This window comes from Pseudarthrobacter phenanthrenivorans, from assembly GCF_036455295.1.
GTDB lineage: Bacteria > Actinomycetota > Actinomycetes > Actinomycetales > Micrococcaceae > Arthrobacter > Arthrobacter phenanthrenivorans_C.
In genome coordinates, this window is record NZ_JAYXNX010000024.1 from 25820 (window position 1) to 50440 (window position 24621).

General features: G+C 63.7%; 25 protein-coding genes. 13 read left to right on the top strand and 12 right to left on the bottom strand.

The features are described from left to right. Positions 1–84: 84 nt before the first annotated feature. The gene (locus VXJ37_RS20005) at positions 85–627 is read left to right on the top strand and encodes a DUF2269 domain-containing protein (protein ID WP_331324755.1); all 543 of its coding nucleotides are present in this window, start codon (positions 85–87) and stop codon (positions 625–627) included. A gap of 112 nt (positions 628–739) precedes the next feature. Here the strand turns inward: VXJ37_RS20005 and VXJ37_RS20010 are convergent, their stop codons facing one another. Beyond that, on the bottom strand, positions 740–3640 hold the full coding sequence (locus VXJ37_RS20010) for an alkaline phosphatase family protein (protein WP_331324756.1): 2901 nt from the start codon (positions 3638–3640) through the stop codon (positions 740–742). Positions 3641–3862: 222 nt separating this feature from the next. Between VXJ37_RS20010 and VXJ37_RS20015 the strand changes: the two genes are divergently transcribed. The 3 genes from VXJ37_RS20015 (at position 3863) to VXJ37_RS20025 (ending at position 5405) form a co-directional block, all read left to right on the top strand. After that, positions 3863–4423, top strand: coding sequence for a hypothetical protein (locus VXJ37_RS20015; protein ID WP_331324757.1), 561 nt, complete (start codon positions 3863–3865; stop codon positions 4421–4423). Between the two features lie 124 nt (positions 4424–4547). Next, positions 4548–4691 carry a hypothetical protein gene (locus VXJ37_RS20020; RefSeq protein ID WP_331324758.1) on the top strand — a complete coding sequence of 48 codons (144 nt, stop codon included), beginning with the start codon at positions 4548–4550 and terminating at the stop codon, positions 4689–4691. 264 nt (positions 4692–4955) lie between these two features. Further along, entirely contained in the window at positions 4956–5405 is a 450-nt protein-coding gene (locus VXJ37_RS20025; RefSeq protein ID WP_331324759.1) for a hypothetical protein, read from the top strand. A gap of 75 nt (positions 5406–5480) precedes the next feature. Here the strand turns inward: VXJ37_RS20025 and VXJ37_RS20030 are convergent, their stop codons facing one another. Further along, positions 5481–5999, bottom strand: coding sequence for a hypothetical protein (locus VXJ37_RS20030; RefSeq protein ID WP_331324760.1), 519 nt, complete (start codon positions 5997–5999; stop codon positions 5481–5483). A 58-nt stretch (positions 6000–6057) separates the two neighbouring features. On the opposite strand from VXJ37_RS20030, the gene VXJ37_RS20035 reads away from it, so the two are divergent. From VXJ37_RS20035 to VXJ37_RS20050, 4 genes are read left to right on the top strand one after another with little or no spacing between them, the layout of a single operon-like run. After that, entirely contained in the window at positions 6058–6279 is a 222-nt protein-coding gene (locus VXJ37_RS20035) for a hypothetical protein (protein ID WP_331324761.1), read from the top strand. Then, positions 6258–6428 carry a hypothetical protein gene (locus VXJ37_RS20040; protein WP_331324762.1) on the top strand — a complete coding sequence of 57 codons (171 nt, stop codon included), beginning with the start codon at positions 6258–6260 and terminating at the stop codon, positions 6426–6428. Before VXJ37_RS20035 ends, VXJ37_RS20040 begins: the two co-directional genes overlap by 22 nt. Continuing rightward, positions 6425–6754 carry a hypothetical protein gene (locus VXJ37_RS20045; protein ID WP_331324763.1) on the top strand — a complete coding sequence of 110 codons (330 nt, stop codon included), beginning with the start codon at positions 6425–6427 and terminating at the stop codon, positions 6752–6754. The genes VXJ37_RS20040 and VXJ37_RS20045 overlap by 4 nt, the downstream gene beginning before the upstream one ends. A 27-nt stretch (positions 6755–6781) precedes the next feature. Beyond that, positions 6782–7030: a helix-turn-helix domain-containing protein gene (locus VXJ37_RS20050; protein WP_331324764.1), complete on the top strand. Its 249-nt coding sequence runs from the start codon at positions 6782–6784 to the stop codon at positions 7028–7030. A gap of 139 nt (positions 7031–7169) precedes the next feature. On the opposite strand, the gene VXJ37_RS20055 is transcribed toward VXJ37_RS20050, so the two are convergent. The 3 genes from VXJ37_RS20055 to VXJ37_RS20065 are packed head-to-tail and all read right to left on the bottom strand — an operon-like array spanning position 7170 to position 10849. Further along, entirely contained in the window at positions 7170–8069 is a 900-nt protein-coding gene (locus VXJ37_RS20055; protein WP_331324765.1) for a MurR/RpiR family transcriptional regulator, read from the bottom strand. A 51-nt stretch (positions 8070–8120) separates the two neighbouring features. After that, the gene (locus VXJ37_RS20060) at positions 8121–9365 is read right to left on the bottom strand and encodes a pyridoxal phosphate-dependent aminotransferase (protein ID WP_331324766.1); all 1245 of its coding nucleotides are present in this window, start codon (positions 9363–9365) and stop codon (positions 8121–8123) included. 50 nt (positions 9366–9415) lie between these two features. Then, positions 9416–10849: an amino acid permease gene (locus tag VXJ37_RS20065; RefSeq protein ID WP_331324767.1), complete on the bottom strand. Its 1434-nt coding sequence runs from the start codon at positions 10847–10849 to the stop codon at positions 9416–9418. 628 nt (positions 10850–11477) lie between these two features. On the opposite strand from VXJ37_RS20065, the gene VXJ37_RS20070 reads away from it, so the two are divergent. Further along, the gene (locus VXJ37_RS20070; RefSeq protein WP_331324768.1) at positions 11478–11669 is read left to right on the top strand and encodes a hypothetical protein; all 192 of its coding nucleotides are present in this window, start codon (positions 11478–11480) and stop codon (positions 11667–11669) included. A 21-nt stretch (positions 11670–11690) separates the two neighbouring features. On the opposite strand, the gene VXJ37_RS20075 is transcribed toward VXJ37_RS20070, so the two are convergent. From VXJ37_RS20075 to VXJ37_RS20090, 4 genes are all read right to left on the bottom strand, one after another. Continuing rightward, positions 11691–12326 (bottom strand): PAS and ANTAR domain-containing protein, encoded by a 636-nt coding sequence (locus VXJ37_RS20075; protein ID WP_331324769.1) that lies wholly within the window; start codon positions 12324–12326, stop codon positions 11691–11693. Between the two features lie 660 nt (positions 12327–12986). Then, positions 12987–13166 carry a hypothetical protein gene (locus tag VXJ37_RS20080; protein ID WP_331324770.1) on the bottom strand — a complete coding sequence of 60 codons (180 nt, stop codon included), beginning with the start codon at positions 13164–13166 and terminating at the stop codon, positions 12987–12989. A gap of 897 nt (positions 13167–14063) precedes the next feature. Further along, a complete protein-coding gene (locus VXJ37_RS20085; RefSeq protein WP_331324771.1) occupies positions 14064–14837 on the bottom strand; it encodes an ABC transporter permease in 774 nt (257 codons plus the stop codon). A 57-nt stretch (positions 14838–14894) separates the two neighbouring features. Continuing rightward, on the bottom strand, positions 14895–15620 hold the full coding sequence (locus tag VXJ37_RS20090; RefSeq protein WP_331324772.1) for an ABC transporter ATP-binding protein: 726 nt from the start codon (positions 15618–15620) through the stop codon (positions 14895–14897). Positions 15621–16489: 869 nt separating this feature from the next. Between VXJ37_RS20090 and VXJ37_RS20095 the strand changes: the two genes are divergently transcribed. From VXJ37_RS20095 to VXJ37_RS20105, 3 genes are all read left to right on the top strand, one after another. After that, the gene (locus VXJ37_RS20095) at positions 16490–16714 is read left to right on the top strand and encodes a hypothetical protein (RefSeq protein WP_331324773.1); all 225 of its coding nucleotides are present in this window, start codon (positions 16490–16492) and stop codon (positions 16712–16714) included. Positions 16715–17110: 396 nt separating this feature from the next. Further along, positions 17111–17998 (top strand): serine hydrolase, encoded by an 888-nt coding sequence (locus VXJ37_RS20100; RefSeq protein WP_331324774.1) that lies wholly within the window; start codon positions 17111–17113, stop codon positions 17996–17998. A 947-nt stretch (positions 17999–18945) separates the two neighbouring features. Beyond that, entirely contained in the window at positions 18946–20160 is a 1215-nt protein-coding gene (locus VXJ37_RS20105) for an arylsulfotransferase family protein (protein ID WP_331324775.1), read from the top strand. Positions 20161–20515: 355 nt separating this feature from the next. Here VXJ37_RS20105 and VXJ37_RS20110 read toward each other — a convergent pair whose 3' ends face one another. After that, positions 20516–20743 carry a hypothetical protein gene (locus tag VXJ37_RS20110; RefSeq protein WP_331324776.1) on the bottom strand — a complete coding sequence of 76 codons (228 nt, stop codon included), beginning with the start codon at positions 20741–20743 and terminating at the stop codon, positions 20516–20518. Positions 20744–21607: 864 nt separating this feature from the next. On the opposite strand from VXJ37_RS20110, the gene VXJ37_RS20115 reads away from it, so the two are divergent. After that, a complete protein-coding gene (locus tag VXJ37_RS20115; RefSeq protein WP_331324777.1) occupies positions 21608–21775 on the top strand; it encodes a hypothetical protein in 168 nt (55 codons plus the stop codon). Positions 21776–22045: 270 nt separating this feature from the next. Here the strand turns inward: VXJ37_RS20115 and VXJ37_RS20120 are convergent, their stop codons facing one another. Both VXJ37_RS20120 and VXJ37_RS20125 read right to left on the bottom strand, forming a co-directional pair. Continuing rightward, positions 22046–23023: a magnesium transporter CorA family protein gene (locus VXJ37_RS20120; RefSeq protein WP_331324778.1), complete on the bottom strand. Its 978-nt coding sequence runs from the start codon at positions 23021–23023 to the stop codon at positions 22046–22048. Positions 23024–23224: 201 nt separating this feature from the next. Further along, on the bottom strand, positions 23225–24004 hold the full coding sequence (locus VXJ37_RS20125) for a VOC family protein (protein WP_331324779.1): 780 nt from the start codon (positions 24002–24004) through the stop codon (positions 23225–23227). Between the last annotated feature and the right edge of the window lie 617 nt (positions 24005–24621).

Genomic DNA, 24621 nt, shown 5'->3' on the forward strand with positions numbered 1-24621 from the left:
CGTTGGCGTTGTGGCGGTCCTGGCCTTCCTGGGCCTGCACCTGCTTGGCGGCGGAATGGCCCATATGAACATGGGCGGACACTGATGCTCCTGGCCCCTTCGGTGCGGAAGCTCGCGCTGACCGTTCACGTCCTGTCCTCAGTTGGCTGGATCGGCGCAGTAGCCGTCTACTTCGTTCTCACCCTCGTCGGACTGACCACCTCCGAGGACCAGCTGGCGCGGGCAACGGACGCCGCGCTTGGGCCGACGGGATGGTTTGTCATCCTCCCGCTCTGCCTGGCCTCCCTCCTGACCGGGCTGGTTTCGTCGCTGGGGACCGCCTGGGGACTTTTCCGGCATTACTGGGTCGTCATCAAGCTCGTGATCAATGTCCTGTGTACCGCCGCACTGTTGTTGCACCTCGGTCCGACCAGCCGGCTCTCCCAGGCAGCTTTGGCGCCCATCTGGTCCAACAGCACGTCCGCCGGGCTGCGGGGCGACCTTGCGACCAAAGCAGCCGCGGCTATTGTGGTGCTGCTCGTAGCGACGGTGCTGGCCATATACAAGCCCCGGGGATTGACCCCTTACGGGCAGCGAAAGCAGTCAGCACTGCGGAAGCAAACGCCCGCCGACGCGCCCACGGTCTAAGGTTGCGCCCAGGACGTGACAGGGTCCCGGCCCCGAGGGGGAGCCGGGACCCTGTCATTGCGTGTCCTGGATGCGGACGCGGCCGGCGGGAGTCCTGTCGGTCAGGGGACGGTCAGTCGTCCTCGTGGTTGGTTGAGCCGGCGGAAATGCCAGGGACCTCGTCGGGTCCGTAGATCCTTTCGTCCCCGGGGTAGGCGTCCGACCAGTTGTGGGTCTGGTACCAGGTCCACCGGTTGAACAGGTTGGGATCCGCGGCGTCTTCCTTCGCGCCGTTGCCGGTCAGGTGCTGCTTCTCTGACCAGTCCGCCCATTTCTCGGCGGTGTCCTTCATCGGCGCCGGGACGGCGACGGCCTTGGCGGCCTCATTGTTGACCGTGGCCGCGGCGGGCCCGGTCTGGCCCAGCGTATCCAGCCCACATTCCGGGGCGGTCTTGACGCCTTCGGTGAGCGGGATCTGGTTCGGGACGGCGCTGAACGGCGTCAGGTCAGCCTTGTTGGTGAAGGCGTCGAACATGGGCGTGGCCGCGGCGACCTTCTGGTTCAGCGGTTGGGCGCCGAGGATCTGCTGGATGGTGCGGACCATGCTGATCTGCGAGTAGAAGGTGCTGACGGTCTTGCCGTGGACGGCGTAGGGGCTGATGACCTGGACGGGGGCGCGGTGGCCGTCGACGTGGTCGGCGCCGTTCTGGCTGTCGTCCTCGGCGATGAAGATCGCGGAGTCTTTCCAGTACTGGGAGTGCGAGATTTCGTCGACGATCTTTCCGACGGCGAGGTCGTTGTCGGCGACCTGGGCCCGGGGGTCGGCGGTGCCGCCGGTGTGGTCGCTGGAGAGCCACATCATCTGGAAGTTCTTCGGGCCGCTCTTCTCGAAGTCCTGCTTCCAGGTCGAGTAGCGGTAGATGTCAGGTACGGCGGTGTCGAACGGTGCCGCGTTCGGGTCGGTGATGTCCTTGAGCGAGGGGATCGACGAACTGGCGTGCATCTGCAGCGCCGGGGTGAACAGCTGGGCGGGGTCGCCGCCGGCCATGGTGCTGGTGGCGGCGCAGTAGTACTGCTGCCAGGTGGCACCGGCTGGCTTGCCCTCTTCGGAGTCGAACTCGCCGTAGTTCCTGGCGGTCTTGCCGGCATCCTGGATCGCGGTCCAGAGGAAGCCGGAGCGCTGGTGACCCAGGACGTCATCCTCAGTGTCATAGGAGCGCTTGTATTCGCCGGCGCTCGTTTCGGTGTAGGCGGGGTCATCGCCCTGCATCATCCAGTTGTGCCCCTCGGCAGAGTTGGTGCCGATGTCGTAGGTGTTGTCGTAGAGGCCGAACTGGGTGGCGAGAGCGTGCTGGTTCGGGGTCACCTTCGCCCCAAACTGGGCCACGGAAGCGTCGCCGTTGCCCTTCTGCATGTCGCCGTAGACCTGGTCGTAAGTGCGGTTCTCCTTCACGATCAGGAACACGTGCTGGATGGCTGACGGTTCGCCGACCCGTTTTGGTACGGCGACGGCCGGGTCATGGTCGGTTTGGCCCTGGGTTGCCTGCTTGGCGGAGCCGCCGTCCCAGCCGTTCTGCTCGAAGACCGTTTCGGTGTACTGGCGGATCTGGTCGTCGTCGGGCATCTGGAACTTGGTCAGCGAAGCCGTGGTGGAGTGTGTTCCGTGTCCGGTCGCGGCATCGGTTCCGGCGCCCTCCTTGATGGTCACTTCCGGGCCGCGGGCGTCGACGCCGCGGATGTTGGTGACCACGATCTGGCCGTTCACCGCGGTGACGTTTCCGGGGTAGTAGTCGGTCGGCAGGAGGCCGATGTAGCTGGCGGGGTCTTTGGCATCCTGCTTGTTGACCTTGTAGACGGCGACGGCGTTCGCGCGGCCCAGCGAAATCAGGAGGTGATCGGCCTGCATGGTGATGCCTGTCGGTTCGTAGCCGACCTGGGACGAGGACCACGGTTGGGTGGCGATGGTCTGGAGGACCTTGTTGCTGGCCGTGTCCACGACCGAGACGGTGTCGCTGTTGGTGTTCGCCACGTAGAGGGTGGCGCCGTCAAGGTACATGGCGGTGGGGTGCAGCTGCACGTCGATGGAAGTCGCCGGAGTGGCGGGGTTCGCCGTGTCGATGACGCTCAGGGTGCCGGTCTTTGAGGTGCCGAGCTTGGGGTCGGCCGGGACATCGGTGCCGTAGGAGTTCATGGTTGCCTCGCCAGGTACGGCCGGACGGCCTCCCTCGTTGGAGACGTAAAGCCTGGTCCCGACAAACTTCAGCTGGCGCGGGGCGATGCCCGTGCTGAAGGTCTGTTTGATGGTGCCAGCAGCGGCGTCGATCGCGACCACCGTGTTCTGCCCGTTCACGGCGGCGTACAGGGTGGAAGCGTCAGAGGAGAAGGCCATGCCAGCTGTTAGGGCCTGCTTGTCACCGGCTGTGGGGATGTCGATTTTCGTGCCGGTACCGAGCGACCCGTCTGGGTTGAACGGGTAGCGGACGATGCCGGTCGCGACGGGCTCATAGAGGAACTTGCCGTCAGGTGAGAAGACCGGGCCCTCCTGGCCCACTGATCCATCCGTGATGTGCTGGTAGGCCATGTTCCCGTAGCCGGCGTTGGTTGCCGCAGTCGCGAAGGCCGTGGCTGCCTGGGTGCCTGCCGCGGCGACCGGCTTGTAGGTGTTGAGGTCGAAGACCTGCAGATCGACAGAGCGGTCGGCGCTGGTTCCGACGAGGAAACGGCCGTCCGGGCTGAGGGTGGAGCCCATGATCTTGCCGAAGGGCGTCATCAGGCGGTCACCGATGGGCTTGATTTCCTGGTCCGAGGAGATTTGCTCCCCGTTTTCGTTTTCGGAACCGACCTGCTGCTGGCCGAAGGGGATCGTCGAGGCGGCAGCGACGCCGGCTCCGGCCAGGATGGCGAGCGTGCATCCGGCGGCAACTATGGCCAGCGGCTTATGGGTGCGGACGGAACGGGACAGCTTACGCAGCACCGAGCGGCTGGGCTGTTCTTCATTGTTGGATTCAGGGATGGGGTTCGTGACTGGTGTCATGGTGGCAAAACTAAGGGCGCCGAATGAAATCCAGGTGACGGTGATGGTTATTCCAGGCAACCATCAGGGGCCTTGGTTATACGTCCGCGTCAGGCCCACGGGCGCTGGCTTCGATCATCACTTTTCGGAGGTGAGGTTTTTCCATCTTGCAGGTAACGTCGCGCGCCGATGGGTCCCGCCTGTCCCCAACCGCCTTTTCTTGTTGCTTCTGGGAGGACCAACATGCCAAGTATCTCCGCCCTTCTCGGTGCCCTGGGCACCACCGGTAAAGCCGTCGTCGTCGCCTCTGTCGTTGCCACTGGCGGCGCCGGAGCCGCAGTAGCCGCCACCGTCGCAGCCGACACAACGACCACGCCCACGGTCACGGCCACCACGGATCCCTCGGCACCCGCGACGACTGACCCGACCGCCCCGGCGACCACGGACCCGAGCGCGCTGGCCACGACCGATCCGTCTGCACCTGCCACCAGGGACCCCTCCGCGCCGGCGACGACGGACCCGAGTGCACCTGCGACCACCGACCCGACGGACCCCGCCACCACGGAGCCGTCTGAGCCTGCACCGACCGAGACCGGCAAGCCTGCCGAGCCGGGCAACAGTGTGTGGGCGCACGCCAATGCTGCCGAGCACCGCCAGGACCCGGCACACGCCGCTCCGGCCCCGTCCACGGCACCGACCTCCACCGCAGCAAGCCAGGCTGTTCCTGCCGTACCGGCGACCGCCGCTCCGCAGGCCAGCCACGCCGCAGCTCCGCACGGCGCTTCGGCTGACCACCGCAAGTAGGCCCCAATTGTCCAGAGGGTGTCTGGACAATTGAGATCAGCCCACAGGACCCCGGCCGGTTCGTCCGGGCGGGGCTTCTGCGTGTCACCACTCCCGGCCCATTGATCCCGCCTAGGTTGGTGGCGTGGAAGCGCGGAAACAGTTGGAAGGGCAGACGTCGATCAACGACCTTCTCGACGAACCGGTCGGCACTCAGCCGGTCCAGCTGGTCCTGCCGATCCACATCCAGCTCCCCACCGGGCAGATCCGGCGCCTGACCGGGGCATAGGCTACCCGGCCGTAGATTATCGGTAGCGAGCAGCCGGCCAGGAATGGCGCGGCCCGCACCTCAAAAGCTCGCACCCCAGATCAATTGAAGAATGTGGAAGTATGCCTTCTGTTCCGCCCCGCGGTGCCCGACGCATGAGGTCGTTCGGACCGGCCTTTGGCGTTGCCGCGGTACTGCTGGCGGGGCTGTTGACCGGGTGCGCCCCGGGCCGAGACCGGCCTTCAGGCAGAGGCTGCCCGGCAGCTGCAGGCCAAGGTCCTGGACGTGACCAGGGCCGCGGCCGCCGCCGATACCGGTGCCGCCCTGCAGGCTCTGGACGAAATAACAGCCGACCTGGAAGCAACGTCAGCCAGGGGCAGGCTGTCCGCGGACAAGAAGCGGAGCATCTCCACGGTCATCGCAGCGGTGCGCGCCGACCTGTCCACCGTCCAGCTGAGCGCCCCAGCAGCCTCGGTGACGAAGGCCGGCGACGTCAAGCCCACCGAGCCCGCATCTCCCCCTGCGGACAGCGCACCCGAGCCGGCGCCGCAGCCGGCGACTGGGGCTCCTGTGCAGTTGGACGCCCCAGTCGCGCCCGCGCCAGCGTCCGTCATCGCAGAGCCTGTCCCGGCACCTGATCCCGTCGTCATCCAGGAAGCACCGGCACCGTCACCCGAGCCGGCAGACAACAACGGGAACGGCAAGGGCGGCTTGGGCAAGGGCCAGGACAAATAGCCCAAACCCGTTGACGTCGGGCCATCCGCTCCGGGGGACTGGCGCCCTTCTAGGACCGGGCGAAGAGAGCTGCTTCTACGCGCCACTTCCGGCCGCGGGCCGCGATCTCTTGCCGAGAGCAACCAGGATCATCCACAGAGCCAAGCCGGCAGCACCGACCAGTGCCAGGTCCGCACTTACCTGGGCCGTGGCAGACGCGGGCTCGTCGCGCCTCCACCCGAACCAGGTGACTCCGCTGAACCCGAGCCAGTAGATCACGAACGAAATACCCAAGAGCGGCATGGCCGGCGCAGCTTCGCCCAACCCTCTGAGGTCGTTGCGTCTGAAGAGATTCTTCCCGTAGACCGGATCGGGCGCGGTCAGGGAGTTCACCGCGACGATGAGTCCGAGGATGACGGAAGCCCCGAGCCCGAACGCCAGCAGCCCGAGGGGTCCCGATGGTGGCGCCGTGGCAGTCAGCACTGCGGCGGTGCTGCTGGACGCGGCGTCCGCGGTGAGTACGCCCACGATGGTCAGGACGGCCGCCGCGCAAATCCCGACCGCGACCCGCCCCAGCACCGGAGTGGTCCCGGCACCTGATTCTGCGTCCCCCATGGCTGAAAGCATAAGCTGTGTGGCGCAGGCTAGGGCCGGTTCCGCACACATAGGAACCATGGCCACCTCACCCGTCACCGCCTTCAACCTCAAGCAGCCCTGCGGCGCCTGCCCGTTCCGCACCGACCGGTCCCTGTTCCTGGACCCGGACCGGGCCCGGGAGATCGCTGGCCACCTGCACGCCGGGGACTCATTCCATTGCCACAAGACCTTGGATTATTCTTCCGAGGACGGCGGCGGGGAGACCACCGACAGTCCATGCACTGCGCCGGGGCCATGATCGTCCTGGAGCACGAAGAGCGGCCCAACCAGATCATGCGGGTCGCCGATCGCCTGGGTTCCTACGACCACACGGCGCTGAAGATGGCCTTGCCCGTCCCGGAATCCATGGACGAATGGGTCCAGCTGCACGAGGCGGCCGGACTGTGAGCAGCTCTGTCATCGCCCACGCCGAGGTCCGCACACCGGCCGCGGCTGTGGATGTCTGGAAGGACGACGAGGGCGAGCTGACCATCCACATCAACGGCCTCGCCCGGAAGTGGCACGGCCTTATCGACCTCGGCCGGGAACCCTCCATTACCCCAGGGATTGAGCACGCCTGGATCCGCACCCAGGTATGCGAAGCGCTCTACAGCGCGATGGGCCGGTACGGTCTCGACGCTTACACCAAGGTCCTCGTCAGTACCTCCCGCGGTTGGTTCGACGTCTGCGAGATGGCCAACGCCGAACTGGGGGAGGGGCGGGCACTGGAGTAGGGGGACGCCGTCACTAGACTTATCCAAATGGACAAAACCTGGGCTGGTCTTCTCCCCGCGCTGAACGAACAGATTCGAGATGAACTCGCTAGGGTCAACATGTCCCAGGCGGACCTGGCGGACGCCGTCGGGGTCGGGGCAATCGCTCTGAACAGATACCTGAATGGCCACCGCACCATCCCTCTCACGACCCTGATCAAAGTCGCCGCCGTCCTTGGGATCGCCCCGAGCAAGCTCATCAGCCGCGCCGAGAAACGCGGGAACGCTCCGTCCTAGTGGTGGGCAGTCCGAGTGTCAGACCGCCGTGCGGTGGCGTAGACGACGTCGACCCAGGCGTCAGGAAAAGCGTGCATGTCGCTTCGAGCAACTCGGCCCCTATGAAGCCGGTGCCCGGTGAACGGTGCGGGCTGCCCCGTCAGTCCTTGTAGTAGACGTTGAAGTCCTCGAGGAGCTGCTCGTCGAGCATGAGTTCGTTCCGGCTGCGTGCGCCGCTGCGGATGGTGACCGCGGTGGCGAGTGTCTGGACAACCGATGTGAAGACTGACATCGAGCGGAGTATGGTGACGCCTTCGGTGTCGATGTAGAACGTGGTTTCTGCGAGGCGCGCGAGAGGGGAAGACGGATCATCGGTCAGGGCGATGGTTTTGAGCCCACTGTCCTTGGCATGCTTGAGGGCCCTTACCGTGTCGGCCGTGTAGCGGCGTATAGACATGGCGACGAAGACGCCCTCCGGGTCGAGGTCGCGCAGCTGATCGATGATGACACCGGTTGCAGGGGCGATCTGCTCAACACCCGGGCGCACCAGGTGCAGCAGGTAAGTGAACAGCTGGGCAATGGCGGAGCACTTCCGCAAACCCATTACATAGATCCGGGGCGCCTGGCTGAGCTGGTCGACAGTCCGCGACCAGTCGGCCTCCTCGATCCGTGCATACGTCCGGAGCAGGTTGCTCTTTTCGTGCTCCAGGACAGCGTCGAACAGCGACTGGCTTTCGGCGTGTTTCTCAGACTGTTCCAGCCGGTTGATGAGGTTCGCTTCTTTGGCCAAGTTCTGCTGGCAGAGCTTGACGAGGGCCGGATAGCCCTTCAGACCCAGAAGCGCGGAAAACCTGACCAGGGAGGACTGGTTCACTCCGGCGATGTCCGCAGTTTCGGCGATGGTCCGGAACGCTGTACCGTCGGGATCGTCGAGCAGGACCTTGGCGATCCGTTGTTGACCCGGCGCCAGGGTAGGGAGCCGTTCCTGCAGCACCCGTGTCAGTTCCCGGTAGGTGTCCACGGTCATGGGTTCTCCCGCCTGGTGAGGAATGGTCTGCACGCAACTCTAGTTGCAAGCCGATCATTCCTCACCCCTTGTGCTTTTGCAGTCCTAGCTGGTCAGTTCGTGCAGGGCAGAGCGCAGGTGGTCGAGTGCTGCAGCGATCCAGGGCAGGGTCAGCGGGTCGTCGGAGGCCAGGGCCTCCCACCGCTCTTCCGGGGTGGTGCCGTACAGGAGGCTCGTTGCCACCCGGGCCCGCAGCCCCGACGGGTCATCACCGAACGCTTCGCCGGCGAGGACACCGACACCGTGCTGGTCGAGCAGGACGCCCGCGAGGTCGCTGCCGGAGCAAATGCCTTTGGCTTCGAGCCGGTCCCGCAACGGCTCGAAGTCCGGGTAGAGGTAGAAACCTGCTGTGGGCTTGCGGCACGCAGCTCCTGCGGCGATGAACTCCTCATACACGGCGTTGGCGACGATGGCGTGCAGACGGACCGAGCGCCTGATGTGCTCCGTGACTTCTTCCGGTTCGTTCAGGACGTACGCGGCGACCGCCTGCATGGGGGCGGCGAGGCTGGACCACACTTCGCTGGCGACCCCGATCATGTCGTCGAGGATCTTGTGTCCCCACTCGTTCTGGGGGACCCGGGCGAAGCCGATCCGCCATCCGCCCAGGGCGAGGGATTTGGACAGGCCGGTCGTGACGATGGTTCGCGATTCCAGGTAGGAGGCGGCGGACGGCGCGGAGCCGGAGTGGACCACTTCCGCGTAGATCTCGTCAGAGACGATCGCCAGTTCGTACTTCTGGGCGATACTGCAGATCCGCTGGACGGCTTCCGGACGGGCCATCGTTCCCGTTGGGTTGTCAGGAACGGTCAGCAGCAGGACGCCGGGGTTTCCGCCGCTCGACAGCGACCGGATGATGGCGGCCTCCAGGAGGTCCGGGTCCGGGATGCCGCCGGCGTCGTCGGGGATCGGGACGTCAATGATTGGCTTGTTCAGCAGCGCGGCCTGGGCGGCGTAGCTCACCCATGAAGGGCGCGGAAGGATGAGGTCGCCGGGAACGCAGGCGAGTGCGGCGAAAAGGAGCGACTTGCTGCCTGGAGCGAGGAGAATCTGGTCTGCGTCCGTGGGAAGTCCCCGGCGGCTGAACCAGCCTGCGGCGGCGCTTCTTGCCTCTACAGAGCCGACGACGGCTCCGTAGCTGTTCTGGTCAGCGGAGATCCGAAGGACCTGGGTGATGAATTCGGGGACCGGCAGGCCGGACTCCCCAAAGCCGAGGTGGAGAAGCTTTTCGCCGTTGGCTTTGCGTTTTTGCATCGCTTCGTTGATGGCCAGGGTGGCCGAGTGCATGGTCATGATGTCTCCTGTTGGAAGTCGAAGGTGAGGATTGCCGGGATGCCCGGCCGCTAGTGGTCGTTGGTGAGAACGTCATCCAGTTCGGGACGACCGGCGCCGACCGGGGCGGCGACGGTCCGCGCCGTCCTCTTTTGGTGCACCACACCTGCGGCCACCGCGATGGCGGTGATGAGGCTAGTGAGCTCCAACGGTGTCTGCGAGGCCGGGGTCAGGGCCATTCCGCCGATGATGACGAGCAGGATGGCGGCCACGAGGTAGGACAGGTACGGGAAGCCCCACATCTTCACGGGAAGCGCATCCCGCTCGGCCGGCGTCTTCTTGAGCCGTCCGACGATCTGCGTTGCGCAGATCGTGAGGTAAACGACGATGGCCACCGAACCCGAGCAGCTGAGCAGGAAGGTGAAGACGGTGCCGGTCGGAAGGAAGTAGTTGGCGATCACGGCCAGGAACCCGGCGCTGGAAGCGGCCAGAACGGCCTTGACCGGGACACCGTTCGCCCCGGTGGTTCCCAGGGCGCGCGGGCCTTCGCCGCGGCGGGCAAGGGAGAACAGCATGCGGGAGGAAGAATAGATGCCGGAGTTGAGGCATGACAGGACGGCCGTCAGGACGACCAGGTTCATCACGAGCTGGGCGCCGGGCACGTGGAGTTCGTTGAGCACCGCCGTGTACGGGCTTTTGGTTACTTCGGTGGCGTCCCACGGCAGCAGGGTCACGACAATGAGAATCGAGCCAACGTAGAAGATCAGGATCCGCCAGGAGACGCTCCGCATGCTCCGTCGGACAGCCAGCACAGGGTCCTTGGCTTCGCCGGCGGCGATCGTGACGAGTTCCGTGCCGAAGTACGAAAAGAAGACCGTCAGCGTGGCCAGCAGTACCGGGGTCATGCCCTTGGGGAAGAGGCCGCCGTGTCCCAGCAGGTTGTCGACCCCGGGGGATTGGAAACCGGGGAACAGACCGAGGAAGGCTGCGATGCCGACGACAATGAAGAGGACGATGGCAGCAACCTTGATCATGGCGAACCAGAATTCGAAGCGGGCAAACGACGTCACAGCCGCCAGGTTCACCGCCGTGAGGATCACCATAAAGACCAGCGCGTAAACCCACGTCGGGACCCCCGGCACCAGTTGTGCGGCAACGGCGGCTCCGGCAATCGCTTCAAAGGCCACCGTCACACACCAGTGGAAGGCGTAAAGCCAGCCGACCGCGAGACCAGCCCACGAGCCCAGTTCCCGAGAGGCATAGGTCGAAAAGGACCCGGTTTCCGGACTGGCGGTGGCGAGTTCCGCCAGCATCCGCATGACAAGAATGATCACCAGGCCGACGAAGAGATAAACAAGAACAATACCGGGACCGGACCCGGAAATGGTGCTTCCGCTGCCGACAAAGAGGCCGGCGCCGATGACGCCCCCGATGCCGATCATTGTGAGTTGACGGGTGTTGATCGAGTGCTTCAGCGCATTCGAGGAAAGAGCCGAGGTTGGCACAATGTCCTACTTTCATCAAAAGATGTGATCCAGGTAACTGGCCCTCGCCAATACAACCCCGAATCAGGACGCGGCGCAAGTTAAATTGCATGCGGATTCTTATTCGCAACTTCGATTCTTAGAACGCAAGAACATCTCCTTGCGAGCGGGCGCACCTGCGGAGTCCACCGTGGCCGAGTTAGTGGTGGGCCGTCCAGGTATCAGAGCGCCTCGCAGTCGCGTAGACCACATCCACCCAGGCGTCAGGGAACCGGCTGGGCCGGGAGCGAATGCGGTCGGCGATCTCCGACCCGTCAGGACCCCCGCCCCGTCTCACCCAACCGGCCCAACCTGCGTCACCCCATCGCCCGGACGCTGCCGGAGCCGTCGCTGCCTCCCGGGCGGTCCGCCGGTCGGCCGGATAAGCGTCCCGGGACGACATGTCCAACAAGCGGCGGCTGGTCGATGCCGTAGTAGAGGTGTCGGGCTGACTGTTGGCTGTACCGCTGCACTTCGCTGCAGGCGGTGAGGGGAGGGGGTGACTTTTGGTGCGCGCAATATTTAGTGTGGACGGTAGCTCCAACAGTGGGGATAAGGACCACATCAGAAGCCGCCGCATGAACGTCATTGCGGCAGTAACGAGACCGTCATGGAAGATCCGCGCGAAACAGCCCGGGGAATGGTGCAGCAGGACCACGTCAGCATCGATTGTCTCTGGCTCAGATACTTTGCCAACGGCGGCGACGCCGATCCCTTGGACTTTGAGGCCTACATATACGGCCTTTTGGAGCTCGACGAGTACGACGACCTGATTCTGTCCTGGGCCGTCGAGGAGGTGTAGCCGGGCCCCCGCTGACGGGTTTCAGGCTCTGCCTGCACGCCTTGTCCATTCGTCGAGAATCACGGGAATCGACCGCTTTTCTGCTGCATTGACGAGTTGAGCGGCCAGGGCCGCTGCCTTGACGTTCATGTTCTGGCTGTAGGCCGCGAGCCGGTCGAACGCCTCGGTCGGACTGATCTGGAAGTGGCCCATAAGGATACCCTTGGCCTGCTCGATAATACTGCGGCTGGCGTAGGCGTTGACCAACGCCGAGGCAGCGGCGTGGCCGCTCTCGATGGCTATGGATCGGGTCAGGTCAACGGTCAGGCCGTGGATGGCAACCACGTGCCCTGCCTCGTCCCGGTCCGCTTCAGCGACAGTGAGGACCCGGTGTTCCTGCCCCTTGCTGTCGAGGATGCGGTGGAAGTTTGATGAGATCCCGCCGCCCTGGGCCAGGGTCTCAATCAGCCGTCGTGCGGCGTCCCGGTCCTCTGGGTGCATGTGGGCCAGTACCAGCTCCCGGGTGGGAACGACTTCGCCGCGGTCATAACCGTGTATCTTGTACAGGCCGTCAGACCACTCGCTGCGGCCCGACTCCAGCGACAACAAAAACGAGCCGGTAGGGCACACTTCCCCTTCCGGCAGCGGAAAGCCGTAGGAAACACGGTCCTCGGACACTGCTGACCTCCCTGGCACTATCAACGGCAGCTACGGCATCACGACTCTAGCAACGCCCTGCCTCGGTGGAATGCTCCTGGGAGCATTCCACCGGCTCAGCTGCCGGCATATTTCTGAATGAGTCGGTCCCATCAGCTTCCCCGGATCTGCAGTCAGCCGGCAGTCACGCTGAGACCCATCCCTGTTGCCGTCAACCTTGCTCGGCTATTTTGGAAGGCTTGTCCGAGGGGCCTTCCCGGTTATCGCGGGATCTGCCGCAGGAGGGCGTCTGTCGATCGCACACCCCGTCCCGGCAAGGACGCTGGTCTACTGGCGCCGGGAGCGCGCTGTCGGTCGAGGCGGCGAACTCACCCGAGAATCCCTCCTACCCCCTCGCCCCAAGCGTCGGGCTCTGAAGCGGCAGCCACGTCTCTGCACTGGCGCAGGTGAACCCTGCAAATATGCATGTTGGCCAAGGGGGATACTCAGCGGTAGCCTGATGAGGCGAGTACGGCACCGGTCACCGGTGTCTGGAAAGCCGGCAAGACCCCGAGCCACCCCCAAGGACTCGGGGTCTTCTGCTTATCTGATCCGTTCGCTGGCATGAGCGCCAGGAACTGCCCAGCGTGCGCTGGGCGTTTCTCGGCGGCAGAGGGACCTAGTTGGGGGGTCTCTGCCGCTTTAGTGTGACCGTTCCACGGCGGCCCAGCTCCCGTCGCTTTGCCGAAGCCATAAGGTGGTCGCGCTGGCGCCGTGGCGCTTGTCGAAGTCATCGGCGAGGGACACGGCCTCCACGTTGTCGGCTGCATCAAAGATCGTTATGTCGGCGCCGTTCGTGTATGCGAGCCGGTAGGTCTCCACGCGTCAAGAATAGAGCGCCCATTACTCCTGGTGGTCCCGCAACCTGAAGGCGCCGTATGGGAACGGCCCGTGGTGATAAGGGCAGGTGGGGTTGCTGCTGCGGTTCGGGACCTCCACGAGTTTGAGCCCGTCATCCGAAGTGTGCTTCTCGAGGGTCCTGGTGATGACCGGCGCTCCGCACTCAGGGCAGTGAGCCTCTGTCACGGCAACTGCCCCGCGCGCGTGGCTGGCAGGCTGACCAATTTGGAATGCACAATTCCAACGTCCACCTGGCGCGGCGCCTCGCGTTAGGGCCGGAAGGCCCGGGATGTTACTCCTCGGTACGAACGGACCGTCCGGTGGTGTCGGCAGCCCACGATTGCCAGCCAGCCTGGGGAATCACATCAATCACAGCCGCCCGAGCGGCCCGTTCCTTGCCGGCCGCCACCCCCGGCTGCAGGGCAGATGAAGGCTGGAGAATCCTTAAATGCCATTAAGTGCGGGCGAAAGTCGTTCGTTCAGGAGCCCCAGGGGCAGCCCTGACAGCCACAAAGTGCGCACTGCGCCAGCCGATTTGGAGAGCCGATAGACGAGATTCTGTCAGCCCGCCGGAGCACGGTAACCGTCTTGGCGCAGGTAAATTTTGGTAAACGGTCTCCAGCTAAGGCTGATAGTCGCAGAGGAGGGTGGCTTGCAAAACAGGGGTTGTCGGCGAAACCCGACATGATAGCTTTCCCCAGCAGTCACCTATCTCGACGCCCAATCCGGGTGGACTTCTCCACACCGGATGTACTGCGTCTTCAAGACGTCCGGCTCTGAGTAGCATGTGCAAGTTGCTTCCACGAACCACGCCACCTGCATGCTGTCGGCAGTGGAGGGGCTGCAGAAGGAATAAGTCCTTAGGTTGGAGGCTAAGCGTTACCGCGAGGTCCAGCGGAACCAGCGGACGCCGATCAGGGAGAACACGGCGATGTAACCAATGCAGGCCAGGAGTGCGTTGGTGTCCGGTGCGCTCCATGCGGTGCCGTTCAGTGTGTCGGCGAAGAGTGTCATGAGCGCTCCGACGGGTGACCAGGACGCGATGGACTTTATCGTGTCACCGAGGATGCCGGTTCCGCCCAGGAGGCCGAGGAGGAGCAGGATGATCAGGAGGATGCGGCTGATCGCGTTGATGGCGCTGGTGGATTGAATCAATCCGACAATGGCTTGGCCGATCGCGAGGAACATGGCCGCGCCGAGGATAGCGACCGCAATGACCAAGAGGTATTGCCAGGGTTTGAGGCTCAGCCCGTACGCTGTCGCCGCCACGATGATGACGATGATGGAAGCGATGAGGTTGACGGTTACCTGGACCAGGACGCCGCTTGTCATGATCGTCCATGCCGGTGAGGGGGTGACCCGCAGCCGTTGCAGCACCCCGACGTCGCGGTCGTGGGCCAGGGCCAGGGTGTATCCGAACAGCCCGGAGGTCAGCAGGCCCAAGGTCAGGGCCAGGCCGATGACCATGCTGGATCCGCCAAGCCTGCCTTGGCTTTTTCCGAAGGTGTTGGCGAGCAGGATCACGATTGGCAGGAGCATACTCAGGAACAGTGATGTTCTGCTGTTGAACAGCACCATGAAATCAGCCCGGAGCAGGGATTTCATGACCAGGCCCAGCGGCGGCCGGCCGGCCTGGATGGGGGCTTTAGTCACGGATCTCACTTCCTGTCAGTCCGATAAAGACGTCTTCCAAAGTCGGCGCCCCATGAGCTACGGAGAGCACCCTAGGTCTTCCCGGTGTTTCTCGATGAGGTCCGACGGGCTTCCCTCGGTGAGCAGCACCCCGTGGTCGATGATGGCTACCCTGTCACAGACGGCCTGTGCCTCCTCCATGGAGTGGGTGGTCAGAACGATGCTGCTGCCTTCTGCGCGGAGTTCCTCGATGCGTCGCCATAATCCTCGGCGTGACTGCGGGTCCAATCCGGCAGTCGGTTCGTCCAGTAGGAGCAGGTGGGGCTTGTGGATGGTGGCGATGAACAGCGCGAGTCGTTGCTGTTGGCCGCCGGAGAGTTGTTTGAATTTCTTACCCCATTCCTCGCCAAGACCAACAACGTGCAGGCTTTCGCGGATCTGCGCTCGGGAGAGCTTCACCCCATACAGGCCTGCATACAACCTGACGATCTCCTCGATGTTCAGTTCCGCCTGGAAACTGGAGGACTGCAGCTGCACACCCAGGAGGGCCTTGACCGCAAGCGGCTGCTGTTCGGCATTGATCCCGTCCACCAGCAGGGCACCTGAAGCCGGGCGGAGCAGTCCCTCGATCGCGCTGAGGGTACTGGTCTTCCCCGCACCGTTCGGGCCCAGCAGCCCGAAAATCTCCCCTCGGTGAATAGTGAAGCTGACTCCGTCGACCACCGTGCGGTCGGCGTAGGCCACCTTCAGCTGCCGGACTTGAAGGACCGGTGGTGATCCTGGCCCATTAACTTCACTTGTCATGCTGCGTCCCCTCAGAACCACCGCGGCACCCGGATCATGGGTAATTGCTTGTGAGTCTAGCGTTGTCACACCACGCGGCACTTGACTTCCGCGTCTGCCGCCTGCGAGAAGGCTCCCATGATGGGCGTGGCGCGGCATCATGATGATGTATCGTGTCCCGCCTCTCGGGGCGATGACCGGGGGACGACGTCCAGCGCCGCGTGGCGGTGTTGTCGACCCTGGGCGGACGGTCAAACAGCGAGCAGCGGCGAATCGCCTCTGGAATTGTGGCGGCCCCTACGGGACGTGAGGGCGGCGAGCAGCTGCAAGGTCTGCGAGGTCGCGCATTACTCGCTGCATCTCATGTTCCCGACGCGCCGAGCGTGGAGCTTGGGTTACAAAACGAGGTCTTGCCAATCGCGTCTTGGGTGGACAGGGAACAGGCACGGCACCCCCGGACGACGTTTCTTTAGCCCCACCTGTAACGTTCGTGCTCAAAGGTTCCCCCTTGACCTCACCACTTCGGGGATCTCCCCCCGCCTACGCCGTCTTTTGAGCAGGCCAAACGAGCAAGACCCGCCCAGCTCTATCGGCCAGGGGTGCGGTCCCCCGCGACGTTCTCCCAAGAAAGCCGCCGGTCCAGCTGTTTGAGGGGTGGCAGGAGCTGTCCGTCGACACGCTGCCCCAATTGCGTCATGTCAGGCGTCAGGGTCTTGTGCGACCCGCGTGGTGGGGACGACTCTGCTGAGAGGTAGTCCTGGAGGCCCGGAGCGGTCTCTAACGGCGCAGGCCACCAAGGTCTTGTGGCCCAGTCGCCCTGTCAAGGCGCTTCCGAGCTCGGGGGTCTTTTGGCCTTAGTTGAGAGGTCTGCGGTCTGCGATGCTGTGCCCATGACTTACGTCCTGGAGTACGTCAGCCGGATAGGTGCCGGACGTTTCATCGTGGAAGGTCTCGACTTCAGTAGCGTCCTTGCCAAGGCGAATGCGGCTCTGCAGGGCCTCGACTGCACCCGTGCCACGTTGATGTATTCCCCTGCAACGATTTCTGTTTTCGATAAAGGATCAGTCCTCGCGAGCTATACGCAGGCCAACGGGGGGACCGCTCACGAAATGTGACGGCACAGCTGAGCGGCCAGGTGTAGCCGTCAATCGCCGGTCGTCTGTCTCAACGCCCCGCCCGTGGCTTCTGAGGCCGGCCTGCCACGTTTTGCATTGAACGTCCGGACGAGAAGTCCTCAAAAGGCTTTCTTTTCCTGGATGGGCCAGCCGCTCCGAAGGGAGCCGCGGGAAGCATAAGCCGGGCCAACGGGTTTGTCCGCCGGGCAGCGGGTGCGGCAATTGGATTCTTTTGTCGGACCCCGGTACAGCGGGTTCAAAGCTTCGGCATAGGTTCTGGGGCTAGCATGACGAACTATGCAAATACGCAGGCCCCGGCTCCCTGAGCGACCACCCTTTGGGCCCGGGGGCGCCCGGGTCCGCTCCCGGGCGTTCCGACGCCGCCGCGCGCTCATCATGGCAGCATCCGTCGGCCTCCTGGCCGTGGCGCTGCCTGTCGGCGTCCATTCCATGGCGCAGGCGGGTTCGCCGTCCACCGTCCAGTCCGGCAGCACGACGAAAATGCCTGCCGCGAGGCGTAAGGGGACTTCGCGGACTGGGTCCGCCGCCTCAGGCGCCGCCGGGTCGGCGAAGGTAATCGGTCCGGATCTGGACACGAAAATTAATGGCATCATCGACGCCTACCCCGAGTATCAGATCGGGGTGGCGCTCATGGATGTGACGGCCGGAGGGAGCGCCCAAGAGGTTCATCAGTACGGGGTCGGGAACCCGTTTGAGGCCGCCAGCACGGCCAAGGTCCTTGCAGCGGAAGCGTACTACCACCTCGTGGAAACTGGCGCGGCCTCGCTGGACGAGCTCTTGGGAGCCTATCCCGCGTCCTTCCAGCTGCAGGCCATGATCCAGCAGAGCGACAACGACTCGTGGTCGCTGATCATGAACGCGGTCGGCCATCAGGAGCTGACGGACTACGCGAATTCCATGGGCGTGCAGTACGACCCTGAGAGCAACACGCTTGCCCCGGCAGACATGGCCCGCATCCTCGCAGGACTTTACTCCGGTACCCTGCTGAACGCTGCGGACACCCAGCAGCTGTTGTCCACCATGCAGGACACGAACGATGAAACGCTGATCCCGGCCGCCGTTCCGGCGGGCGTTACCGTGTATCACAAGTACGGGGAGCTGGGCGGGGAGCTGCACGATGCCGGCATCCTCGAAGAGGACGGCCGCGCCTACGCCCTCGTCGTCTATACCAAGGGCGATGACCTGGGCAGCGTCGGGGAACGCACCGACATCATCCACCAGATCACTGGGGCCGTGACGGGCGACGTTTTTCCCGACTCATGACCCGGCAGCAAACCTTGGATCGTCCTCTGATACAGGGAGCCCTGCCCACCGGGACGACCATCCACGTCCGTGACCCAGCAGCCCGGTCGCCCAGGGAGCGTCAGCCGGGAACGGCAGCAGTCATCACAGTTCAGCGATGACAATGAGTGCAAATCCTCCACGTCACCCTCGGTAACCTCCGAGCCCCAACCGGGCAGGGAGCGATGCAGTGGATCAAGACTCTGTCAGTACCATGTGGCGGGCTATAACTTGGGACGACGCCGGGAACATGCCGAAAGTGGGCATCCGACCCGGCTTGTCCCCGGCGCGATCGCCTGCTGGGTTGTAACCCCTGTGCCAGCGACTTGAGGGGGCCACCGCGGCACAGGGATTACAAGACGGTCCGGAGCCGACGGGGGTTGGCTGGCAGGACCCCAGCAGAAGAACCTACATCCCGGACCATCGCCGGCAACCAGGCGTGCGACTGTCGCTCGATGGAATCAGCCCCGCAACGTCACAGGGAATCCAAAGGTTGTCGGAGGCTCCGACATAGCCTTGCAGCGTACGTTGAGCGCGTGGATGTGGAAGAAGATCCGGCAAGCGAAACCGGACACGGGAGATCTTTCCCCAATCCGGCTGGAAAAGTAGTCAGAGGCTGGCCGCGCCTGAGCCGGCGCAGGTTCCTTCACGGCGCTGGTCTTGTCGGAACGGGGGCGTTGGTCAGCGCAGGATTCTCAAAGGCGGGCCTGCTCCCTGCCCTAACCAGTGGCGCAGTGAGCCAAGCAGCCCCCAGTACTCCTGCCACCCCGGCTCCTTCGCCTACTGCAGAAGTAGCCTCCGCCCCACCTGACCGAACGTTCCTTAGCACCCACCTGACAGCACCCCATGTCACCGCTTGGTCGACTGCCGACCCCGCACCTGGCCTGTTGTTTACCGGCCCTATGGGGCATGGCTCCAACGGCCTGATCATGAATGATGCCGGTGAACCGGTGTGGATGGAGCCAACAGGGGCAGGCGTCATGGACCTGAGGGTGCAGACCTTCAAAGGCCAGCCTGTGCTCACCTTTTGGACCGGCACAGGAATCGGTGGCCATGGGCTTGGCAAGGGCGTGATCATGGACACCGCCTACCGCATAATCCACGAAGTCCGCACGGGAAACGGGCTTCAGGCAGACCTCCACGAATTCACCCTGACCTCCAACGGGACAGCCCTTCTGACGTCCTACCCAACCATCCAGCAGGACCTCGGGGCGGTAGGTGGCCCCTCGGCCGGCTACATGTACAACTGCCATGTGCAGGAAGTGGACGTGCGCACCGGGACAGTCCTGCTGGACTGGAATGCCCAGGACCACATACCGCTGACCGATTCTTACCTGCGCCCACAGGACGACCCGAACAGCGACGGAACAACAGCGGCGAAAGCGTACGATCCCTACCACCTCAATTCCGTGGACGAGGACGGAGCCTCGCTGCTGATCTCCGCACGCCACACACACGCCCTCTATCTGGTGGACCGGACCACGGGGACCGTCAGATGGCGCATGGGTGGCAAGCACAGCGACTTCAGCCTTGGACCGGACGCCCAATTCGCCTGGCAGCACGACGCGCGCCGACAACCAGACGGTTCGATCAGCATGTTCGATAACCACTACGACTCCGGAACCACGGGAACTTCCCGCGGCCTGGTCCTCACCGTCAGCGAAACAACAGGAACAGCTGTGCTGCAGCGGCAGTTCACCCATGCCGGTCACCGCGGCAACGCCATGGGCAGCGTCCAGCACCTGCCCAACGGAAACGTTCTGGTGGGCTGGGGAACAGACCCCGCCGTCACAGAATTCACAGCAGACGGCACCGCCGTCTACGAAGCCACCAGGGTAGGCACCGGATCATACCGTGCCCACCGCAGCCCCTGGAGTGCCCAACCCGAAACGCTCCCAGACCTGGCAGCCGTACCAGGAAACGGATCCACCATGCAGGTGTACGCCAGCTGGAACGGCGCCACGGAAGTCACACACTGGCGGTTCCTCACGGGAACCACCGCCGACGAACTCCATGAGGCCGGAACCTTCCCGAAACGCGGATTCGAGACGTCGACGGCGATCGCCGCAGCCCCGTACCTCGCCGTACAAGCACTGAACAAGAACGGAGCCCTGCTGACCACCTCCACCACTATCGCCGTCTAACCCGATAACTCGGCGCCGAAGTCAGCAAAGCCACCACTGGTGCAGGCATACCGCATTGCTATCGAAAGCCGATAGTAAAGATGTGCAAAGGTGGCGACGGCAGTGTTTAACGTCCTGCCTTTTGTCCCATCTCCGACATCACCTTTTAGACGTCCGGGTTGCTGCGGGGGTAAACCACGGATCCTGCGTCGGCAAAAGGGTGGCGTCGACCCAATGCGGCGGCCTTCAGGCTATAGCCCAGGACTCTGGAGCGAAGCGTCAGTCTTCGGCTACCCAAGGATGAATTTATCCCGGTTCGCTGGCCATGTAGCTAGTCGTGGTGTTATTTGGGCCGGGATGCATCGAAGAAGCGGAATTACTCGCTAGGTTGACGTTCATCGATGCCCGCACCCTTTACGCGGATGAGGTCGAGGTCCTGGCGGGAAAGGATCATCTGCCCATGCACGTCTACGTCGATCTTGCCCGCTGAGGCCCTCTGGATGGCGTCGGTTACCGCGGAGGGCACCAGAACGCATCCCGGGTTTTCCATCAGCCACTTACGGGTCGCGGCATCAAGGCGGTCCCACTCTTCTTTGAGAGCCATCCTCTTGAACCATCCTTTGTTCAGCCGGCCTCGATCCGGTCAGGGTTTTCCGCTTCCCGCACGCCACCTGGACTAGAACCACACCGTATCCGTATCTACCATCATGCCAACTTTTGTACGTGAGGTTCACGGCTTCAGAACCTACAGGTCCACAGATGCCAGCGCCAAAGCGCCCTTGAGGCTGCCCGCGACCACCAGCCATTACCCTGCCGGCACATCGGTCACGCGGGAGTGTTGCACCTGCAGGGGAGGGGCGAACGCGTGCGGCTGCGTATGGATCGGCTGAGGGTTTTGACGATCGTCACAGTCGGACCGATCTCGCGCCCAAGCAATTCCGCGCCCTGTTGACTTCTGCGGGTGCGTCAGCTCAACCGGTCCCAAGGTGACCGGCGCCAGCTGGGGGTGGGGCCCTGGGTCTCCGGAGACGAATCTCAACAGGAACCCTCTCGACGCCGGTCACAACCAGACCCGCCACCCAGATCGGGAATATTCTCGTGCGACTTGTTCCGATACTAGGGGCACTAGGACAGGCAGATCGAGCGCAAGGGGCCCCTAATCAGGGATTAGGGGCTACTGAAGAGCCGAAGACAAGCCTCCGGTAGTTGGCATGACGCGGATGTAAGCCTCGGATCATGGGTGACCACCTGGCTCCGCGAGTGGCGGGCTACTCTCAGCACCGAGAGTCGCGCATCTGGTGGAGAAGCCCACTGAATAAAGACATGACCAGCGACTTGGCCCTCCCACTCGTGGACAAAGGTAAAAGGCGTAGCACTAACATGCAGTGACTTCGGCGTTGAAGTCACGCGTACCTTTGAAACGGCGGGCGAGGCCTGTGCGACCGGAACACCAGGCGCCGGGGCTGCTGTGGCGGTTCACGGCCAGCACGATCTCCTGAGCGAGGCGTACAGCGCGATCGACGAGTGGATGGTGACGAATCGCCGGGAGGCTGCCGGGCACTCCTGGGAGATCTACGGAGATCCGACGCCGGATCCGGCCAAAACTGAAACGGAGATTGTGTGCCTCCTCAAGTAGGAGGAGTGAACAGGGAGGAGGCTGCGCCTATCCCTTACGCTTCTTGACCACGGGCCCTGGCTGGCCCGTCTCCGGCATCGGTGCAGGGCGGAAGCACGGTGATGCCGTTTGTGTGGTGGCGGTTGGGACCCTGCCGATGCGGCAGTTGTCGTCGGAGGCACGTAGCCGCGAGAAGTTGGTCGGTGAGAATTCCTCGTGGAATAGGCTCTCTTCACTCGATGTTGCTCCGGCGGAGGGATAACGATGAGGAGGCTCCTTCCTCATGTGGGGTCAGATCCATTCCTTCTTTTTGAAGGTGAGGTAGAGCGCGGCTGAGGCGACGATGATCAGGCCCAGGGAGAGGGCGAGGCCCAGTGGTGCCTGGAAGCCCAGGAAGGGGACGTTCTGGCCGAAGAAGCCGGTGACGGCCGTGGGCACGGCGATGATTGCTGCCCAGCTGGTCACTTTTTTCATGACCAGGTTCATCCTGTTGCCCTGGATGCTGATGTGGGTTTCAAGGATGGTGGTGACCAGGTCACGGAGGGATTCGGTCCATTCTGAGACCCGCAGGACGTGGTCGTAGACGTCCTGCAGGAACGGCTGCATTTCTGTGTCGAGGATTTCAAGGTCGCGTCGGAGGAGCGTGTTGAGGACTTCGTGCATGGGCAGCACGGCGCGGCGGAGCTGGACGAGGGATTTTCGGAGTTCGAAGGACCGGCGCTGCAGGTTATGGTCTGGGGCTGCGTCATCGAACAGGACTTCTTCGAGGGCATCGATGCGGGCATCGAGTTCCTGGACTGTGTCGAAGTGCCCGTCCACAATCAGGTCCAGCAGGCCCCACAGCAGGAACGAGGTACCGTGGCGGGTCAGGTCGGGTTCGGCGTCCCAGTGCGCGGTCAGTTGCCTGGGGTCCATGTCAGGCCCGTATACTGTCACCAAGGCGCGTTTGGTGATGAAGGCCTTGATCTCTGAGACTTTCAGTTCCTTGGAGTCGCTGCCGAGTTCTGCGTGGTAGGCGGCGAGAAACAGGTGGGTGGGATACCGGTCCAGCTTCGGCCGCTGATGCTCGTGAACTGAGTCCTCCACCGCAAGCCGGTGCAGGCCGAATACCTTTTCGGTCCCTGCCAGATCCTCGGCCGTGGGGGAGGTGTAATCGACCCAGATTGTGACGCCTTCCTGACGGATGAGGTCATCCAGCTCGTCGAGGGCGACATCCTCGCGTTCAAGTTCGCCGTTGCGGTAAAGCCGGGTCAGCACCATGGAAGTCATGGTAGGGCACGGACCTTGACGGAGGCTGTAGCCGCCTGGCTGCTGCCGCCAGGGGGAGACAACCGTGCGGCCAAACTGGATTTACCACCGGCGCGACCGTGCCGTGCGGCATAACACGAACCCGTCGGTTGGGCCGGCAGCCTCCCTGTCGGGCGGAAGGAAGACTGCCGGCAGGGACGCTACCTGGTGAGCTCGTTGTGTTTAAGGCTGGGTGAGTCGTTGGGCGATTTTGAAGACGGCACCAGTGGGGTCCGTCAGGGTAGCCATCCGCCCGAACGGCGTGTCTTCCGGGGCGTGGATGACGGTGCTGCCGAGGGATTCAGCGGTGGCGACCGCGGCGTCGGCATCGTCTACCCCGAAGTAGATCTGCCATTTTGAGGGCACGGATTCGGGTAGGTAGGAGGAGGCGTCCATGATGCCGGCCCGGGACTCGTATCCGGATCCGAGGGTGGTGTAGCGGAAGTCGTTGGTGTCGCTCATGACGGAGGTGTCCCAGCCGAAGGCGTCCTGGTAGAACTTCACCGATGGCTCGTACGCCCGGGTGTGCAGCTCGTGCCAGAACGGGGCGCCGTGTTCGCCGGCCAGTTGGAAGCCGGTGTGTCCGCCGAATTGCCAGGCACCGACGACGGCGCCGCCGGCGTCGGTGAAGAGCGCCATGTGGCCCTGCTCCGGTACTTCCATTGCGGGCATCAGGACCTGGCCGCCGGCTGCCACGGCCGCGTTTTGGGTCGAGTGGATGTCGTCCACGCGCAGATAGGTGGTCCAGGCGTCGGGCTGGCCGGAGCCGGGCTCGTTTTGCATCATTCCTGCCACCGGGGCGCCCTTGGCGTAGGCCATGACGTATCCGCCGTAGGTTTCATCGTCCCCTGTTTCGTATGTCCAGCCGAACAGGCTGGAATAGAACGCGCGGGAGGTTTTGATATTGGAGCTTGTGAGGTCGATCCAACAGGGATCGCCAGGAGCGATGGTTGGCTTTGGCACGTGCGGTCCTTTGGTAGGAGGTAGCAGGTCTTTGTCACTCTAATCCGCACACGCCGGCCTGAAGCAGCAACCACGGCGAAGTTTTCGCCCGCAGGCGGGGATTATCCTCGGCCGCCGCTCCGGCAGGATCCGGCTGGTACGGGCGGACGAGGACCGGGGCGGTGGGCCGGCGGCCGTCCCATGCGGCATCCAGATCTCCGGGATGCCCTGGCCACCGGCCCTTACCCCCATTTGTAAGTCCCTGCCTTAGCGGCAGGATCTTGATCTCTACGGTAGGAGCTGTTCCCCCAATGGCCTTCGAGGATCAGCACAAGATTGGCTCAAGACCGGGTTCGGTTTGTCAAAGTACCAGATCTCCTGGCATCAGAGATCGGCGGTTAACCCACTGCTGGTAAGAAGTAGCAGCAGGGGTGTCCCGATATGAGCGTAGGTGACGCTTAGTCGGTTAGCGCTGGCACGCGAAGGCTGGCATGGGCCGATGACTCGAGTTCCCTGTGGTCCTCTGTCGATGGGCCGGGGCAATCATGTTTTGGGGAGCTGTCTGTTTTTGCTTGGACGGCGCAGAATGGTGGCATCGTGTTGCCAGTCGAGAGGACCGAACTTGCCGGATTTAACGT

Coding starts and splice junctions, on each gene's coding strand:
- VXJ37_RS20005 (WP_331324755.1), top strand. CDS start 85: ATGCTCCTGGCCCCTTCGGTGCGGAAGCTCGCGCTGACCGTTCACGTC.
- VXJ37_RS20010 (WP_331324756.1), bottom strand. CDS start 3,640: ATGACACCAGTCACGAACCCCATCCCTGAATCCAACAATGAAGAACAG.
- VXJ37_RS20015 (WP_331324757.1), top strand. CDS start 3,863: ATGCCAAGTATCTCCGCCCTTCTCGGTGCCCTGGGCACCACCGGTAAA.
- VXJ37_RS20030 (WP_331324760.1), bottom strand. CDS start 5,999: ATGGGGGACGCAGAATCAGGTGCCGGGACCACTCCGGTGCTGGGGCGG.
- VXJ37_RS20035 (WP_331324761.1), top strand. CDS start 6,058: ATGGCCACCTCACCCGTCACCGCCTTCAACCTCAAGCAGCCCTGCGGC.
- VXJ37_RS20040 (WP_331324762.1), top strand. CDS start 6,258: ATGCACTGCGCCGGGGCCATGATCGTCCTGGAGCACGAAGAGCGGCCC.
- VXJ37_RS20050 (WP_331324764.1), top strand. CDS start 6,782: ATGGACAAAACCTGGGCTGGTCTTCTCCCCGCGCTGAACGAACAGATT.
- VXJ37_RS20060 (WP_331324766.1), bottom strand. CDS start 9,365: ATGACCATGCACTCGGCCACCCTGGCCATCAACGAAGCGATGCAAAAA.
- VXJ37_RS20070 (WP_331324768.1), top strand. CDS start 11,478: ATGGAAGATCCGCGCGAAACAGCCCGGGGAATGGTGCAGCAGGACCAC.
- VXJ37_RS20090 (WP_331324772.1), bottom strand. CDS start 15,620: ATGACAAGTGAAGTTAATGGGCCAGGATCACCACCGGTCCTTCAAGTC.
- VXJ37_RS20095 (WP_331324773.1), top strand. CDS start 16,490: ATGACTTACGTCCTGGAGTACGTCAGCCGGATAGGTGCCGGACGTTTC.
- VXJ37_RS20100 (WP_331324774.1), top strand. CDS start 17,111: ATGGCAGCATCCGTCGGCCTCCTGGCCGTGGCGCTGCCTGTCGGCGTC.
- VXJ37_RS20105 (WP_331324775.1), top strand. CDS start 18,946: ATGAATGATGCCGGTGAACCGGTGTGGATGGAGCCAACAGGGGCAGGC.
- VXJ37_RS20110 (WP_331324776.1), bottom strand. CDS start 20,743: ATGGCTCTCAAAGAAGAGTGGGACCGCCTTGATGCCGCGACCCGTAAG.
- VXJ37_RS20120 (WP_331324778.1), bottom strand. CDS start 23,023: ATGACTTCCATGGTGCTGACCCGGCTTTACCGCAACGGCGAACTTGAA.